The organism is Bordetella pertussis 18323, from assembly GCF_000306945.1.
Classification (GTDB): Bacteria; Pseudomonadota; Gammaproteobacteria; order Burkholderiales; family Burkholderiaceae_B; genus Bordetella; species Bordetella pertussis.
In genome coordinates this window covers 1660900-1675522 of record NC_018518.1, presented here as the reverse complement: position 1 = coordinate 1675522, position 14623 = coordinate 1660900, and the positions used below count along the sequence as shown (strand labels likewise).

Below are 14623 nucleotides of genomic sequence, written 5' to 3'. Positions count from 1 at the left end.
CGATTACTTGAGAGATGAGTAGTAGGCCGCCAGGTCGGCGATGTCCTGGTCGGACAGGCTGCCGGCCACCGCGTCCATCGTCGGATGGCTGCGCGCGCCCTTCCTGTACTCATTGAGCGCCGCTTCGATGTACTTGGCATTCTGGCCAGCGATCATCGGAACGTGATAAAGCTCGGGGAACGAGGCCTTGTAGCCCGGGATGCCGTGGCAGCCAATGCACATCGACACCTTGTCACGGGCGTTCTGCGCGTTGCCGACCGGCGCCGCGTCGGCCGCGGCCGCCGGACCGGCGATCGCACAGGACGCCAATACTGCCAGCACGGAAACCGTGCGCGTCATCGAAATTCGCAACTTCATAATGGCTCTTGTATGGCTGAATACGAAAGGAGAACTTCTTCTTCAAGACACCGGGTAAAAATCCCTAGCCGGTCGCAAAACCCTGCGATTGTACGATAATTGCCGCAAGACCATTCCTTATCATGCCTCGGCGCTGTCGCGCCTCATTGACTGCCACTCCATGCCCACGTCCGCGTCCTCCTCTTCCGCCCCCGCCCAATCGGCCCGTTTCGAAGGTACCGACCGCTACGTCGCCACCGACGACCTGAAGCTGGCCGTCAACGCCGCGCTGACGCTGCAGCGCCCCCTCTTGATCAAGGGCGAGCCCGGCACGGGCAAGACGATGCTGGCCGAGGAAGTGGCGCGCGCGCTGGACCGCCCGCTGCTGCAATGGCACATCAAGTCCACCACCAAGGCGCACCAGGGCCTGTACGAATACGACGCGGTCTCGTGCCTGCGCGATTCGCAGCTGGGCGACGAGAAGGTCCGCGACATCCGCAACTACATCGTGCAGGGCACGCTGTGGCAGGCCTTCGAGGCGCCCGAACCGGTCGTCCTGCTGATCGACGAGATCGACAAGGCCGACATCGAATTCCCCAATGACCTGCTGCGCGAGCTCGACCGCATGGAATTCCATGTCTACGAGACGCGCCAGACCGTGCAAGCGCGGCACCGCCCGCTGGTCATCATCACCTCCAACAACGAGAAAGACCTGCCCGACGCCTTTCTGCGGCGCTGCTTTTTCCACTACATCCGCTTTCCGGACCGCGACACCATGCGCGATATCGTCGGCGTGCACTACCCCGACATCCGCCAGGACGTGCTGCGCGCCGCGCTCGATACCTTCTTCGCGCTGCGCGAAGCGCCGGGCCTGAAGAAAAAGCCGTCGACCTCCGAGCTGCTGGACTGGCTGCGCCTGCTGCTGGCCGAGGCGATCCCGGCCGCCGAGATCGACGCCCACGCGGCCACCGCCGTGCCGGTGCTGGCCGGGGCGCTGCTCAAGAACGAGCAGGACGTGCATCTGCTGGAGCGCCTGGGCGCCATGGCGCGCGGCGCCCAGCGCCGCTGACGCCACGCCAGGCCCTGCCCCATGCTGATCGATTTCTTCTATCATCTGCGCGCCCACAAGCTGCCGGTGTCGGTGCAGGAGTACCTGACCCTGCTCGAGGCGCTGCGCCAGCGCCTGATGGCGCCCACGCTCGACGATTTCTACTTCCTGGCGCGCACCGCGCTGGTCAAGGACGAAAGCCTCTACGACCGCTATGACGCCGCATTCGGCGCCTACTATCGCGGCATCGCCGCCGCCCTGCCCGCCGACCGCGACATCCCGCTGGACTGGCTGATCAAGGAATTCGAGAAAACCCTCACGCCCGAAGAAAAGGCCGCCATCGAAGCGCACGGCTGGGACAAGCTGATGGAACTGTTCAAGCAACGCCTCGAGGAACAGCAGGAAAGGCACGCGGGCGGCAGCAAGTGGATCGGCACCGGCGGCACCTCGCCGTTCGGCAACGGCGGCTATCACCCGGAAGGCATCCGCGTCGGCGGCGATTCGGCCGGCAACCGCACCGCGGTCAAGGTGTGGGACATGCGCCAGTTCCGCGACTACGACGACCAGCTCGAACTGGGCACGCGCAACTTCAAGGTCGCGCTGCGGCGCCTGCGCCGTTTCGCGCGCCAGGGCGCCGACCTGGAACTGGACCTGGACGACACCATCGCCAGCACGGCGCGCAACGCCGGCCACCTCGACCTGCGGCTGGTGCCCGAGCGCCGCAATACCGTCAAGGTGCTGATGCTGCTGAACGTGGGCGGCAGCATGGACGACCACATCGCGCGCGTGGAGGAACTGTTTTCGGCCGCGCGCAGCGAGTTCCGCCACCTCGACGTCTATTACTTCCACAACTGCCCGTACGAAAACCTCTGGCAGAACAACCGCCGGCGCCAGAACGAGCGCTTCGAAACCTGGGACGTCCTGCGCAAGTACAACGCCGACTGGCGCCTGATCATCGTCGGCGACGCCACCATGAGCCCGTACAAAATCCTGCAGCCCGGGGGCTCGGTCGAGCACTACAACAAGGAGGCCGGCGCGGTCTGGCTGCGCCGGCTGCTCGACGCCTGGCCCAAGGCCGCCTGGCTCAACCCCGAGCCCACCGCGTCCTGGCGCTATAGGCAGTCGATCGCCCTGCTGCGCGACATCATGCAGGACCGCATGTACCCGGTCACCGTGGCGGGCCTGGAACAGGCCATGCGCCAGCTGTCCAAATAGCGTTCAGCCGTCGACCGGCCGCAGGGACGTGTCGAGCGTCAGCTGATAGAACGCCAGGTCGAGCCAGCGCCCGAACTTGAATCCGGCCTGCGTGATCGTGCCGGCGTGCACGAACCCCAGCTTGCGGTGCAGCGCGACGCTGCCGGCGTTGGTGGCGTCGATCCCGCCCACCAGCACGTGGACCTGCTGCAGGCGGGCCCGCTCGATCAGCGCCCGCAGCAAGGCTTCGCCCAGCCCGCGGCCGCGATAGCGGCGGTCCACGTACACCGAGTGCTCGACCGAGTACTTGTACGCCGGCCAGGCGCGAAACGTGCCGTAGCTGGCGAACCCCATCAGCACGCCCGCCGCGTCCTCGAAGCCCACTACCGGGAAGCCGCCCTGGCGCTTGGCCTGGAACCAGGCCTCCATCGAAGCCAGCGCGCGCGGCTGGTAGTCGTACAGCGCCGTCGACGTCAGGATGGCGTCGTTGAAGATATCCAGGATGGCCGCCGCGTGGCGGTCATGCGTGCAGTCGACCAGCGGGGCGGGGGAAGGCGTGGCGTTCATGCCGGCATTGTAGCCAGCCGAGCGCCCCGCCCGCCGCTCAGGCCACGCGGCTTTGCGCCTGCCGCGTCGCCGCCAGGGCCACGGCTCCCGGACAGCGGCGCCAGGCGATTTCATCGCCGTCCATGTCCAGGTCGAACAGATCATTGACGGCGGGCCAGGGGTGGCCATGCTCCTGCGCGCCCTCCATCTCAAGCACGTGCCCGGCGAATCCGCACGGCACGCCAGCGCACTCCGCGAAGTAGCGCTGTGCATCGACATCCACCACATAAGTAGTCAGGTCATGGCCCAGGATGGCCACAAAACGGCCGTCATCGCTGGCATAAGCGTAGCGAAAGCGCCCTTTGATGACGTCGCCCGACAGGGAATTGCCAAGCAACTGGGACAGGGCGCGCGTGACGATATCGGTCAGCATGAATCGATCCTCCGGAGTGAGCGCCGGCGTCGGGCCGGCTGCGAAGGCGCGAGCAAACAAGCGCCGGCACAGCGCACGGAAGGCGGAGTGGGGGCGAAGGACGGGAAGCCAGGAAAGGCTGTCGCGCATCCCGTCAGACTAGGGGAAACCATATCGGACATTTAGCTTACACCCGTGCCAGCCCTGTCTTCAAATCACTCCCCCGTCCCCATAATCCATGCCGTGCCGCAGCATGGCGGCGCGGCCAGCCGGCTCCGCGCGCGTCCCGGCCCGGGTGAACCAATCGAAACGTATACACTCCAACGGATTCCGCTAGTTTCGAGGTCATCCCCATGCGCCTGCCGCTTCTGTCGCGCCGCCTGAATGCATTGTTAGTGTCGTCGTTCCTGGCTTTCCAGGCCGGCGCCGCGTCGCTCCCCGCGGGCGTCTCGGAAGTGTCCTCGATCGAGGGCATTACCGAATACCGCCTGGCCAACGGCCTGCGCGTGCTGCTGGCGCCCGACGCGTCCAAGCCCACCACCACGGTCAACATGACGTACCTGGTGGGATCGCGCAACGAGAACTACGGCCAGACCGGCATGGCCCACCTGCTCGAGCACATGCTGTTCAAGGGCACGCCCGCCATCCGCAACGCGCTGGGCGAGTTCTCGCGCCGTGGCCTGCAGGCCAACGGCTCCACCTCGTCGGATCGCACCAATTACTTCGCCAGCTTCGCGGCCAATCCCGAAACCCTCAAGTGGTACCTGGGCTGGCAGGCCGACGCCATGGTCAACTCGCTGATCGCCAAGGAAGACCTCGACTCCGAGATGACCGTGGTCCGCAACGAGATGGAAAGCGGCGAGAACAACCCGTTCCGCGTGCTCATGCAGAAGATGCAGGCCGCCGCCTACCAGTGGCACAACTACGGCAAGAGCACCATCGGCGCGCGCAGCGACGTCGAGAACGTGGACATCGCGCAATTGCGCGCCTTCTACCACGAGTATTACCAGCCCGACAACGCCGTGCTGATCGTCGCGGGCAAGTTCGATCCGCAGACGGCCCTGGCCGATATCCAGTCCTCGCTGGGCAAGCTGCCCAAGCCCAAGCGCACCCTGCCGCCCGAATACACCGTGGAGCCGGTCCAGGACGGCGAGCGCTCGGTGACGCTGCGCCGCGCCGGCGGCACCCCGCTGGTGGCCGCCATGTACCACCTGCCCGCCGCCGGCAGCCCCGATTTCGTCGGGCTGGACCTGGCCGCCACCATCCTGGCCGACACGCCGTCGAGCCGCCTGTACCACGCGCTGGTCCCCACCAAGCTGGCGTCGGGCGTATTCGGCTTCACCATGGACCAGCTCGACCCCGGCCTGGCCATGTTCGGCGCCCAGCTGCAACCCGGCATGGACCAGGACAAGGCGCTGCAGACCCTGACCGCTACGCTCGAATCCCTGTCCAGCAAACCGTTCAGCCAGGAGGAACTGGAGCGCGCCCGCAGCAAGTGGCTGACCGCCTGGCAGCAGACCTATGCCGATCCGGAGAAGGTCGGCGTGGCCCTGTCGGAAGCCATTGCCTCGGGCGACTGGCGCCTGTTCTTCCTGCAGCGCGACCGCGTGCGCGAGGCCAAGCTGGACGACGTGCAGCGCGCCGCCGTCGCCTACCTGGTGCGCAGCAATCGCACCGAAGGCCGCTACATTCCCACCGAAAAGCCGCAGCGCGCGCCGCTGGCGCAGCGCGCCGACCTGGCGGCCGTCTTCAAGGACTACAAGGGCGACCCGAACTTCAAGGCCGTCGAGGCCTTCGATCCGTCGCCAGCCAATATCGACAAGCGCACCCTGCGGCGCACGCTCGACCTGCCCAACGGCCAGGTCGAACTGGCCTTGCTGCCCAAGGCCACGCGCGGCGACCGCGTGCAGGCCGAACTGCTGATCCAGTTCGGCGACGCCGAAGCGCTGCGCGGCCAGCGCGTGCCGCTGGCCGCCGCGGCCGCCCTGCTCGACCGCGGCACCGACAAGCTGTCGCGCCAGGCCATCCAGGACCGCCTGGATCAGCTGCAGGCCGAAGCCACCATCAATGGCAGCGGCACCAACCTGGTGGTCAACATCTCCACGCTCGGCAAGAACCTGCCCGACGTGATGGCGCTGGTGCTGGATGTGGTGCGCAACGCCAGCTTCCCGCAGGACCAGGTCGAGGAATACAAGCGCCAGGCCATCACCATGGTGCAGGACGCGATGACCGACCCGACCGCGCTGGCCTCGCGCGCCCTGGCACGCCACAACAATCCGTGGCCGGCCGACGACGTGCGGTACGTGCCCACCTTCGACGAAGCCCTGGAGCAGCTGCGCAGCCTGTCGCGCGACGACCTGGCCGCGGTCAGCGGCAAGCTGTACGGCGCCGGCCGGATCAAGTTCTCGGCCGTGGGCGAATTCGATCCCGCCGCGGTCGAGGCCGTGCTGCGCAAGGGCCTGGACGGCTGGCGCAGCGCACCCGCCTATACCCGCCTGCCGGATCCCTACCGCGCCGTGCCCGCGCAGCAATTCGACATCGCCACGCCCGACAAGGCCAACGCCTTCTACATCTCGCGCATGCCGCTGCAGCTGCAGGACACCAACGCCGACTACCCCGCCCTGTACCTGGCCAACTTCCTGCTCGGCACCTCGGAAACCTCGCGCCTGTGGCACCGCGTGCGCGAAACCGAAGGCCTGTCGTACAACGTGCGCAGCAACCTGTCGGTGTCGTCGTACGAGCCGTCCGCGAACTGGACGATCTACGCCATCTACGCGCCGCAGAACCGGGCACGCCTGGAAAAGGCCATCTCGGAAGAGCTGGCCCGCGCCCTCAAGGACGGCTTCACGGACCAGGAGGTCCGCGACGGCGTCGTGGCGCTGCTGAACTACCGCAACCTGGCGCGCGCCCAGGATGACGTGCTGGCCGATACCTGGGTGAACTACATGCAGACCGGCCGCAGCTTCCAGTGGTCGGCCGACATGGACCGCAAACTCGAGGCGCTCACGCCCGACCAGGTCAACGCCGCGCTGCGCAAGTATCTCAAGCCCGAGGCGTTCAGCACCGCCGTGGCGGGGGATTTCACCAAGAAATCCACCCCTTGAGGGGCCGCATGGGGACTGGCACCGGCTGACTTCCAGCCTGCCCCCCGATGGAAACTGACATCCGCGACAGAGTGTGCCTGTCCCCGCTGGGACAGGCACACTGCTCTACGCCATGAACGGCTGACTGCCAGGACGGTACCGCCCCCAGCGGGACAGGCGCCGCATGCGTCAGCTGAAGAACTCCTTGACGCGGTCGGTCCAGGACTTGCTCTGCGGCGAATGGCGGTCGCCGCCGTCGTTGAGCGAAGCCTCGAACTGGCGCAGGATGGCCTTCTGCTCGTCGCTCAGGCGCACCGGCGTCTCGACCACCACGTGGCAGTAGAGGTCGCCCGGATAACTGCCGCGCACCCCGCGGATGCCCTTGGCGCGCAGGCGGAAGGTCTTGCCCGACTGCGTGCCTTCCGGAATCGAGATCTCGGCCTTGCCGCCCAGGGTCGGCACCTGCAGCTCGCCGCCCAGCGCCGCCGTGGTGAACGGGATGGTCAGCTCGCAGTGCAGATCGTCGCCATCGCGCTGGAAGATCTTGTGCTGCTTGATATGGATCTCGACATACAGGTCGCCCGGCGGGCCGCCGTTGATGCCGGGCTCGCCGTTGCCGCTGGAGCGGATGCGCATGCCGTCGTCGATGCCGGCCGGGATCTTGACCTGCAGCGTCTTGTTGCGACGCGTACGGCCCACGCCGTCGCACGACGGGCAGGGGTCGGTGATTTCCTTGCCGGTGCCGTGGCAGGTCGGGCAGGTCTGCTGGACGCTGAAAAAGCCCTGCTGCATGCGCACCGCGCCCGAACCGCCGCAAGTCCGGCAAGTCTTGGGCGAGGTGCCGGCCTTGGCGCCGCTGCCGTGGCAGGTATCGCAGTTTTCCCAGCTGGGAACGCGGATCTCGGTGTCAAAACCGCTGGCGGCCTGCTCCAGCGTGATTTCCAGCGCGTACTTCAGGTCGGCGCCGCGATATACCTGCGGCCCGCCGCCCCCGCGCCGACCCGCGCCGAAGATCTCGCCAAAGATATCGCCGAAAGCATCGGCGAAGCCGCCGCCCATGCCGCCGCCCATGCCGGCGGCGTTCGGGTCGACCCCGGCATGGCCATAGCGGTCGTAGGCGGCGCGCTTCTGCTCGTCACCCAGGACCTCGTAGGCCTCCTTGGCTTCCTTGAACTTTTCCTCGGCTTCCTTGCTGTCCGGGTTGCGGTCCGGGTGGTACTTCATGGCCAGCTTGCGATAGGCCTTCTGCAGGTCTTCGTCGCTGGCATTCTTCGCCACACCCAGTACTTCGTAGTAATCGCGTTTTGCCATGGTGGGAGGGCCCGTCGCCGGGCCATGTTCTGAATCATCAACGCGCGCGCCCGGTAGCTGGAATCAGCTACCGGGCGTATCGCACGTCATCGTTCGGCCATTACTGGTCGCGCTTGACTTCCTTGAAGTCGGCGTCGACCACATTGTCGTCCACCGGCTTGGCGTTGTCGGCCGCCTGCTGCTGCTGGGCCTGCTGCTGCGCCTGCATGTCGGCGTACATCTTTTCGCCCAGCTTCTGCGAGGCCGTCGACAAGGCTTCCACCTTGGCGTCGATCTCGGCCTTGTCACCCGTCTTGAGGATGTCCTCGAGGTCCTTGATGGCAGCCTCGATCGACTCCTTCTCGGCGGCTTCCAGCTTCTCGCCGTACTCCGTGAGCGACTTGCGGGTGGCATGCACCAGCGCGTCGGCCTGGTTGCGGGCCTGCGCCAGCTCGGCCAGCCGGTGATCTTCCTCGGCGTTGGCCTCGGCATCCTTGACCATGCGCTGGATCTCGTCTTCCGACAGACCCGAGTTGGCCTTGATGGTGATCTTGTTTTCCTTGCCGGTGCCCTTGTCCTTGGCCGAGACGTGCAGAATGCCGTTGGCGTCGATGTCGAACGTGACCTCGATCTGCGGCAGGCCGCGCGGCGCCGGCGGGATGCCTTCCAGGTTGAACTCGCCCAGGCCCTTGTTGCCGGCCGCGATTTCGCGCTCGCCCTGGAACACCTTGATCGTCACCGCCGGCTGGTTGTCGTCGGCGGTCGAGAACGTCTGCGAGTAGCGCGTCGGGATCGTGGTGTTCTTCTGGATCATCTTGGTCATCACGCCGCCCAGGGTCTCGATGCCCAGCGACAGCGGGGTCACGTCCAGCAGCAGCACGTCCTTGCGCTCGCCCGACAGCACGGAACCCTGGATCGCGGCGCCGGCGGCAACCGCCTCATCGGGGTTGACGTCCTTGCGCGGCTCGCGGCCGAAGAATTCCTTGACCTTGTCCTGCACCTTGGGCATGCGGGTCATGCCGCCGACCAGGATCACGTCGTCGATGTCGGAAACCTTGACGCCGGCATCCTTGATGGCCACGCGGCACGGCTCGATGGTGCGCTCGATCAGCTCCTCGACCAGCGCTTCCAGCTTGGCGCGCGTGATCTTGAGGTTCAGGTGCTTGGGACCGGAGGCATCGGCCGTGATGTACGGCAGGTTGATCTCGGTCTGCTGGCTCGACGACAGCTCGATCTTGGCCTTTTCGGCGGCCTCTTTCAGGCGCTGCAGGGCCAGCACGTCCTTGGACAGGTCGACGCCCTGTTCCTTCTTGAACTCGGAGATGATGTAGTCGATGATGCGCTGGTCGAAATCCTCGCCGCCCAGGAAGGTATCGCCGTTGGTCGACAGCACCTCGAACTGCATTTCGCCGTCCACGTCGGCGATCTCGATGATCGAGACGTCGAACGTACCGCCGCCCAGGTCATAGACGACGATCTTGCGATCGCCCTTCTCGGTCTTGTCCAGGCCGAAGGCCAGCGCGGCCGCGGTCGGCTCGTTGATGATGCGCTTGACTTCCAGGCCGGCGATGCGGCCGGCGTCCTTGGTGGCCTGGCGCTGGCTGTCGTTGAAGTACGCCGGCACCGTGATCACGGCCTCGGTGACTTCCTCGCCCAGGTAGTCCTCGGCGGTCTTCTTCATCTTGCGCAGCACTTCGGCCGACACCTGGGGCGGCGCCAGCTTCTTGCCGCGCACTTCGACCCACGCGTCGCCGTTGTCGGCCTTGACGATCGAGTACGGCATCAGGTCGATGTCCTTCTGGACCGCCTTCTCGTCGAACTTGCGGCCGATCAGGCGCTTGACCGCGTACAGGGTGTTCTTGGGGTTGGTGACCGCCTGGCGCTTGGCCGGCGCGCCGACCAGCGTCTCGCCATCGTCCATGTAGGCGACGATGGAGGGGGTGGTACGGGCGCCTTCGGCGTTCTCGATGATCTTGACCTGACCGCCGTCCAGGACAGCCACGCAGCTGTTGGTCGTACCCAGGTCGATGCCAATGATTTTGCTCATGGTGGGAAATACCTTGCTATGAATTGAATACGGTAGGAATCAGGGTTTGAAACTCAGTCCCCCAGTAACTGGAGTTGGCCACAGGGTTTTTCAAGTCCCGTCCCGCAACCGCTGCATCGCGGCGCTGAACTGGGGCAATCCGGGCCAGCCGGTCACCCGGCCCAGCCGCTTGCCACTGCGGTACAGCACGAAAGTCGGCACGCCATGCAGCGAGAACCGCCGCCCCAGCGCCTCGTCGGCGTAGACGTCGGCCTCGAACCAGCTCAGCTCCAGCGCCAGGAGCGCCTGCCGCTGGAGCAAGGCGGTCTGCTTGAAAATGCCACAGTTGTAACAATCCTGGCCCCACAGGAACACGCAGCGCAGGTCGTCGCCCGGCGCGCGCACCACTTGCTCGTCGAAGCTGGCGCTGTCGACGCGGCGCATGCCGAAGACCTGGAAGACCTCGGCGGGATCGAATGGGGCGGCGGCCATGCCTGCTTCAGCCCTGGCCGGCGGACACCACGACCAGCGCCGGACGCAGCGTGCGGTCGGCGATGACGTAGCCCTTCTGCAGCAGTTGCAGCACGGTATTGGCGGGCTGGTCGGCCGGCACCGAGGAAATCGCCTGGTGCAGGTGCGGGTCGAACTTGTCGCCCTGGGCCGGCGCGATTTCCTTGAGCAGATTGCGCTCGAAGGCGGCGGTCAGCTGCTTGAGCGTGACTTCCACGCCTTCGCGCCAGGCCTGCGCCGCCTGGTCGGGCTGGGCCAGGGCGGCCTCGAGGCTGTCCTTGACCGGAACCAGGCTCTCGGCGAACGATTCGATGCCGAACTTGCGGGCCTTGGCGACGTCTTCCTGGGCGCGGCGGCGCACATTCTCGGCTTCGGCCGCGGCGCGCAGCACCTGCTCCTGCTGAGCCTTGACGGTGGCCTGGGCTGCCTCGAGCTCGGCGCGCAGGGCCGCCAGCTCGGCCGACAAATCGTCCTCGAGACCGGGCGTCGCGGCGTTTTCGCCGCTTTCAGGGGTCGAATCGACCGGCTCTTGGGGTGCCGTCATGGGAGTCCTCCAGAATATAAATTGGCTTCAAGCGCCAACGATGGGGGCGAATGCCCCCATTTCAAGTCCGGTTTTCCAGGAAAAAAAGCCCGGCTCCCATGACGCCGCCGGACGGCGCGTCGCCGCCCGGATGTTGCGGCCCTATTTTTTCCCGGGCTGGGCCGGCGCGGGCGGGTCGCTGGCGGGGAAGGTGTCCTCCAGCGCCTCGTCGACCTTGTCGTCGGGCTCGTCCCGCTCGTCCTCGGACGTGATGGCGATCGGGTCGCTGGCGGGGAAGGTCTCCAGCAGCGCCTCGTCGAGTTCGCGCTCGAGCTGGTCTTCTTCCAGGTTGGCATGCCCGGGCGGACCCGAGGTGCCGATGGTGGGCTTGCGAGGAGGATTCATGGCCGTCTCCCTGAAAATGCTGCACATTCGCGGAATGGACCGGCGCGCTCGCGCCCGCCGCTTCAACCACAGTGTACGCGTTCAGGGATTGCCGGTCGGCCAGCCCCGCAACTGGCGTTCGACCAGGTCGGTCAGGCCTTCGATCCAGGGCGGGCAGTCATTCAGCGCCGGGATGTAGCGGAACTGCCTGCCGCCGGCCGCCACGAAGGCGTCGCGGCATTCCTGGCTGATTTCCTCGAGCGTTTCCAGGCAGTCGGCCACGAACCCCGGACACACCACGTCGACCTCGGTCACGCCCTGCCGGGCCAGTTCCGCCAGGGTGGGCTCGGTATAGGGTTCGAGCCAGCGCGCCGAGCCGAACCGGCTCTGGAATGTCACCTCGACCTCGTCCTCGCGCAGGCCCAGGCGCTCGCGCAGCAGGCGCGCGGTATCGAGGCAATCGCGGTAGTAGGGGTCGCCCAGTTCGATCGAATAGCGCGGCAGCCCATGAAAGCTCATGACCAGCTTCTGGGGCCGGCCGTGGGCCTGCCAGAATTCGGCGATGCGTCCGGCCTGCGCCTCGACGTAGGCCGGGTCGTTGTGGAAGCGCTTGACGAAGCGCAGCGCCGGCTGGTCGCGCAGGCGCCCCGCGTGGCGCGTCACGGCATCGACCACCGTGGCCGTGGTGCTGGCCGCGTATTGCGGGTACAGCGGCACGGCCAGGATGTGATCGCAGCCGCGCTCGCGCAAGGCCGTGATCGCCGCCGGGATCGACGGCTTGCCATAGCGCATGGCCAGCTCCACCTCGGCATGCACTCCGCGCGCGGCCAGGCCCTGGCGCACCCCTGCGGCCTGCCTCTGGCTGTAGACCAGCAGGGGCGAGCCCTCCTCCATCCAGATGCCGGCATAGCGCGGCGCCAGCTTCTTGGGCCGCATGGTCAATACCAGCCCGTGCAGGATGGGCATCCACAGATAGCGCGGAATCTCGATCACGCGCGGGTCGGACAGGAATTCGCCCAGGTACCGCCGTATCGCGCCGCGCGTGGGCTCATCGGGGGTGCCCAGGTTGACCAGCAGCACGCCGACGCGCCCCGGTCCGCATGGCGGCGGGTTTTCGTCGAAAGGGTCCTGCGCGGGGGTTTCGGGCAGATAGCGTTCGGGCCAAAGGTACTTGAACAGGCGAAGAAACACGAAGACACCTCTCAAGGCGCCGCCCCGCGCGCAGGCGGTATCCGGCCCGAAATGGGATTATTGGTTGTGGCTCAAGGCGTTGGACAGCAAGCGCGCAGTGATGTCGACAATGGGGATGACCCGCTCGTACGCCATCCGGGTAGGGCCGATGACCCCCAGCGTGCCGATGACCTTGCCATCCACGCCATACGGCGCCGTGATGACCGACACTTCTTCCATCGGCACCAGCTGCGAATCGCCGCCGATGTAGATCTGCACCCCTTGCGCGCGGCTGGAGACGTCCAGCAACTGCAGCAGATCGGTTTTCTTTTCGAACAACGAGAACATCTTGCGCAGCCGGTCCATGTCGGAAGCGATGTCGGTCACGTCCAGCAGCTTGCGCTCGCCGGAGATCACCACCGCCTCGCCGTCGTCGGCCGCCTCGGCGCCGGCCTCGACCGCCGCCTGCATCAGGCGCGAGATATCGTCGCGCAGTTGCGCCAGTTCGGTCGACAGCGTGCGGCGCACGGCATCGAACGACTTGCCGGAGAAGTGCACGTTGAAGAAATTGCCCGCCTCCAGCAGCTCGGCTTCGGTGTAGTCGCGCTGCGCCGACAGGATGCGGTTCTGCACATCGCCCTCGGGGGTCACGATGATCAGCAGCACCCGCTTGTCGGACAGGCGGATGAACTCGATCTGGCGGAAAATCTGGGTCCGCTTGGGCGTGAGCACCACGCCGGCGAACTGGGTGAGGTTGGACAGCAGCGCCGCCGCCGCGTTGACCGCCCGGCTGGGCTCGGACACGGGCAGCAGCTCGCCGATATGGGCGGGCTCGAACTGGTAGGCGCGCACCGCCAGCAGCGAATCGACGAACATGCGATACCCGCGCGGCGTGGGCACCCTTCCAGCCGAGGTGTGGGGGCTGTGGATCAGCCCCAGCTCTTCCAGGTCGGCCATGACATTGCGTATCGTGGCCGGCGACAGATCGAACACTTTGGAAAGCGTGCGTGAGCCGACCGGTTGCCCGTCGGCGATGTAGCGTTCGATCAACGCCTTGAGCAATGCGCGTGCGCGGTCATCCATGAGCGTATTTTAGGGAAACTTTCAACAAAGGGGCGTTTTTTGTCCAGCACGGCAATATGCGGCCCCATATAATCGCAAAATCGGCATCTCAAAACACACTTTACGCGGCTCGCCATGTACTTTCCCATTGTCGCCCTGATCGGCAGATACCAGGACACCGGCCTGGACGCACCGCTGACCGCGCTGGCGCAAATGCTGACGCAGGCCGGCCGCCGCGTGCTGGTCGAGGCCGAGACGGCGCGCAACGCCGGCGTCAGCGGCTATCCCGTGGCCGACTGGGATGAAATCGGCCGCACCGCCACGCTGGCGGTCGTGATGGGCGGCGACGGCACCGTGCTGGGCGCGGCGCGCCACCTCGCGCCGTACGGCGTGCCGCTGATCGGCATCAACCACGGGCGGCTGGGCTTCATCACCGACATTCCGCTGCAGGATGCCCACGACGCGCTGGGCCGCGTGCTGGAAGGCAACTACCAGGCCGAGGACCGCATGCTGCTGCAAGGCGGCGTCTGGCGCGGCGAGCAGCAGATGTACTCGGCCTCGGCCGTCAACGACGTGGTGCTCAACCGCGCCGGCCGCGGCGGCATGATCGAAGTGCGGGTCGAACTCGACGGCGCCTTCATGTACACGCAGCGCGCCGACGGCCTGATCATCGCCACGCCCACCGGCTCCACCGCCTACTCGCTGTCGGCCAACGGCCCCATCCTGCATCCCGGCATGAATGCCATGGTGCTGGTGCCGGTCGCGCCCCAGACCCTCTCCAACCGCCCGATCGTCATTCCCGACAGCGGCGTGCTCAACATGACGCTGACGGCCATGGGGCGGGTGGAAATCGGCGCCAGCGTGCATTTCGACATGCAGACCTGGTCCGACCTGCAGCCGGGCGACCGCATCACGGTGCAGCGCGCCCCGCATATCATCCGCTTCGTGCACCCCGAAGGCTACAGCTTCTTCTCCACCCTGCGCCGCAAGTTGCACTGGAACCTGATGCCGCAGGCCACCGACAACCTTGAGTAGCCCG

Annotated in this window: 14 protein-coding genes; 4 read left to right on the top strand and 10 right to left on the bottom strand. The window is 66.5% G+C overall.

The features are described from left to right. Positions 1-3 precede the first annotated feature (3 nt). Positions 4-357 carry a c-type cytochrome gene (locus BN118_RS07920; protein WP_003814065.1) on the bottom strand — a complete coding sequence of 118 codons (354 nt, stop codon included), beginning with the start codon at positions 355-357 and terminating at the stop codon, positions 4-6. A gap of 160 nt (positions 358-517) precedes the next feature. Here BN118_RS07920 and BN118_RS07915 point away from each other — a divergent pair, with 160 nt between their 5' ends. Further along, positions 518-1405, top strand: coding sequence for an AAA family ATPase (locus BN118_RS07915; RefSeq protein WP_014905701.1), 888 nt, complete (start codon positions 518-520; stop codon positions 1403-1405). Positions 1406-1426: 21 nt separating this feature from the next. Then, positions 1427-2599, top strand: coding sequence for a vWA domain-containing protein (locus BN118_RS07910; RefSeq protein WP_010930955.1), 1173 nt, complete (start codon positions 1427-1429; stop codon positions 2597-2599). A gap of 3 nt (positions 2600-2602) precedes the next feature. On the opposite strand, the gene BN118_RS07905 is transcribed toward BN118_RS07910, so the two are convergent. Beyond that, positions 2603-3145, bottom strand: a complete 543-nt coding sequence (locus tag BN118_RS07905; RefSeq protein WP_010930956.1) for a GNAT family N-acetyltransferase — start codon at positions 3143-3145, stop codon at positions 2603-2605. 37 nt (positions 3146-3182) lie between these two features. After that, positions 3183-3557, bottom strand: coding sequence for a hypothetical protein (locus tag BN118_RS07900; protein ID WP_003814072.1), 375 nt, complete (start codon positions 3555-3557; stop codon positions 3183-3185). Between the two features lie 332 nt (positions 3558-3889). Here BN118_RS07900 and BN118_RS07895 point away from each other — a divergent pair, with 332 nt between their 5' ends. Then, complete coding sequence (locus BN118_RS07895) at positions 3890-6640, top strand: M16 family metallopeptidase (RefSeq protein ID WP_010930957.1); 2751 nt, start codon at positions 3890-3892, stop codon at positions 6638-6640. A gap of 168 nt (positions 6641-6808) precedes the next feature. On the opposite strand, the gene dnaJ is transcribed toward BN118_RS07895, so the two are convergent. From dnaJ to hrcA, 7 genes are all read right to left on the bottom strand, one after another. Next, entirely contained in the window at positions 6809-7930 is a 1122-nt protein-coding gene (dnaJ, locus tag BN118_RS07890; RefSeq protein ID WP_014905700.1) for a molecular chaperone DnaJ, read from the bottom strand. A gap of 100 nt (positions 7931-8030) precedes the next feature. Further along, positions 8031-9956 (bottom strand): molecular chaperone DnaK, encoded by a 1926-nt coding sequence (dnaK, locus tag BN118_RS07885; RefSeq protein ID WP_003814079.1) that lies wholly within the window; start codon positions 9954-9956, stop codon positions 8031-8033. A gap of 90 nt (positions 9957-10046) precedes the next feature. Continuing rightward, positions 10047-10427 carry a thioredoxin family protein gene (locus tag BN118_RS07880; protein WP_010926991.1) on the bottom strand — a complete coding sequence of 127 codons (381 nt, stop codon included), beginning with the start codon at positions 10425-10427 and terminating at the stop codon, positions 10047-10049. A gap of 7 nt (positions 10428-10434) precedes the next feature. Further along, positions 10435-10989: a nucleotide exchange factor GrpE gene (gene grpE / locus BN118_RS07875; RefSeq protein WP_003814083.1), complete on the bottom strand. Its 555-nt coding sequence runs from the start codon at positions 10987-10989 to the stop codon at positions 10435-10437. A 141-nt stretch (positions 10990-11130) separates the two neighbouring features. Beyond that, positions 11131-11373, bottom strand: a complete 243-nt coding sequence (locus BN118_RS07870) for a hypothetical protein (RefSeq protein WP_003814085.1) — start codon at positions 11371-11373, stop codon at positions 11131-11133. A gap of 81 nt (positions 11374-11454) precedes the next feature. Further along, complete coding sequence (gene hemH / locus BN118_RS07865) at positions 11455-12543, bottom strand: ferrochelatase (protein ID WP_023853055.1); 1089 nt, start codon at positions 12541-12543, stop codon at positions 11455-11457. Between the two features lie 57 nt (positions 12544-12600). Next, a complete protein-coding gene (gene hrcA / locus BN118_RS07860) occupies positions 12601-13605 on the bottom strand; it encodes a heat-inducible transcriptional repressor HrcA (protein WP_003814090.1) in 1005 nt (334 codons plus the stop codon). A 114-nt stretch (positions 13606-13719) separates the two neighbouring features. Between hrcA and BN118_RS07855 the strand changes: the two genes are divergently transcribed. Next, complete coding sequence (locus BN118_RS07855; protein WP_010930961.1) at positions 13720-14619, top strand: NAD kinase; 900 nt, start codon at positions 13720-13722, stop codon at positions 14617-14619. Positions 14620-14623: the final 4 nt, after the last annotated feature.

Bases quoted from the DNA above. Each gene is read 5' to 3' on its own strand.
- hrcA (WP_003814090.1), bottom strand. From the start codon at position 13,605: ATGGATGACCGCGCACGCGCATTGCTCAAGGCGTTGATCGAACGCTAC.
- BN118_RS07915 (WP_014905701.1), top strand. From the start codon at position 518: ATGCCCACGTCCGCGTCCTCCTCTTCCGCCCCCGCCCAATCGGCCCGT.
- dnaK (WP_003814079.1), bottom strand. From the start codon at position 9,956: ATGAGCAAAATCATTGGCATCGACCTGGGTACGACCAACAGCTGCGTG.
- BN118_RS07855 (WP_010930961.1), top strand. From the start codon at position 13,720: ATGTACTTTCCCATTGTCGCCCTGATCGGCAGATACCAGGACACCGGC.
- BN118_RS07870 (WP_003814085.1), bottom strand. From the start codon at position 11,373: ATGAATCCTCCTCGCAAGCCCACCATCGGCACCTCGGGTCCGCCCGGG.
- dnaJ (WP_014905700.1), bottom strand. From the start codon at position 7,930: ATGGCAAAACGCGATTACTACGAAGTACTGGGTGTGGCGAAGAATGCC.
- BN118_RS07880 (WP_010926991.1), bottom strand. From the start codon at position 10,427: ATGGCCGCCGCCCCATTCGATCCCGCCGAGGTCTTCCAGGTCTTCGGC.
- grpE (WP_003814083.1), bottom strand. From the start codon at position 10,989: ATGACGGCACCCCAAGAGCCGGTCGATTCGACCCCTGAAAGCGGCGAA.
- BN118_RS07900 (WP_003814072.1), bottom strand. From the start codon at position 3,557: ATGCTGACCGATATCGTCACGCGCGCCCTGTCCCAGTTGCTTGGCAAT.
- BN118_RS07920 (WP_003814065.1), bottom strand. From the start codon at position 357: ATGAAGTTGCGAATTTCGATGACGCGCACGGTTTCCGTGCTGGCAGTA.
- BN118_RS07895 (WP_010930957.1), top strand. From the start codon at position 3,890: ATGCGCCTGCCGCTTCTGTCGCGCCGCCTGAATGCATTGTTAGTGTCG.
- BN118_RS07910 (WP_010930955.1), top strand. From the start codon at position 1,427: ATGCTGATCGATTTCTTCTATCATCTGCGCGCCCACAAGCTGCCGGTG.
- BN118_RS07905 (WP_010930956.1), bottom strand. From the start codon at position 3,145: ATGAACGCCACGCCTTCCCCCGCCCCGCTGGTCGACTGCACGCATGAC.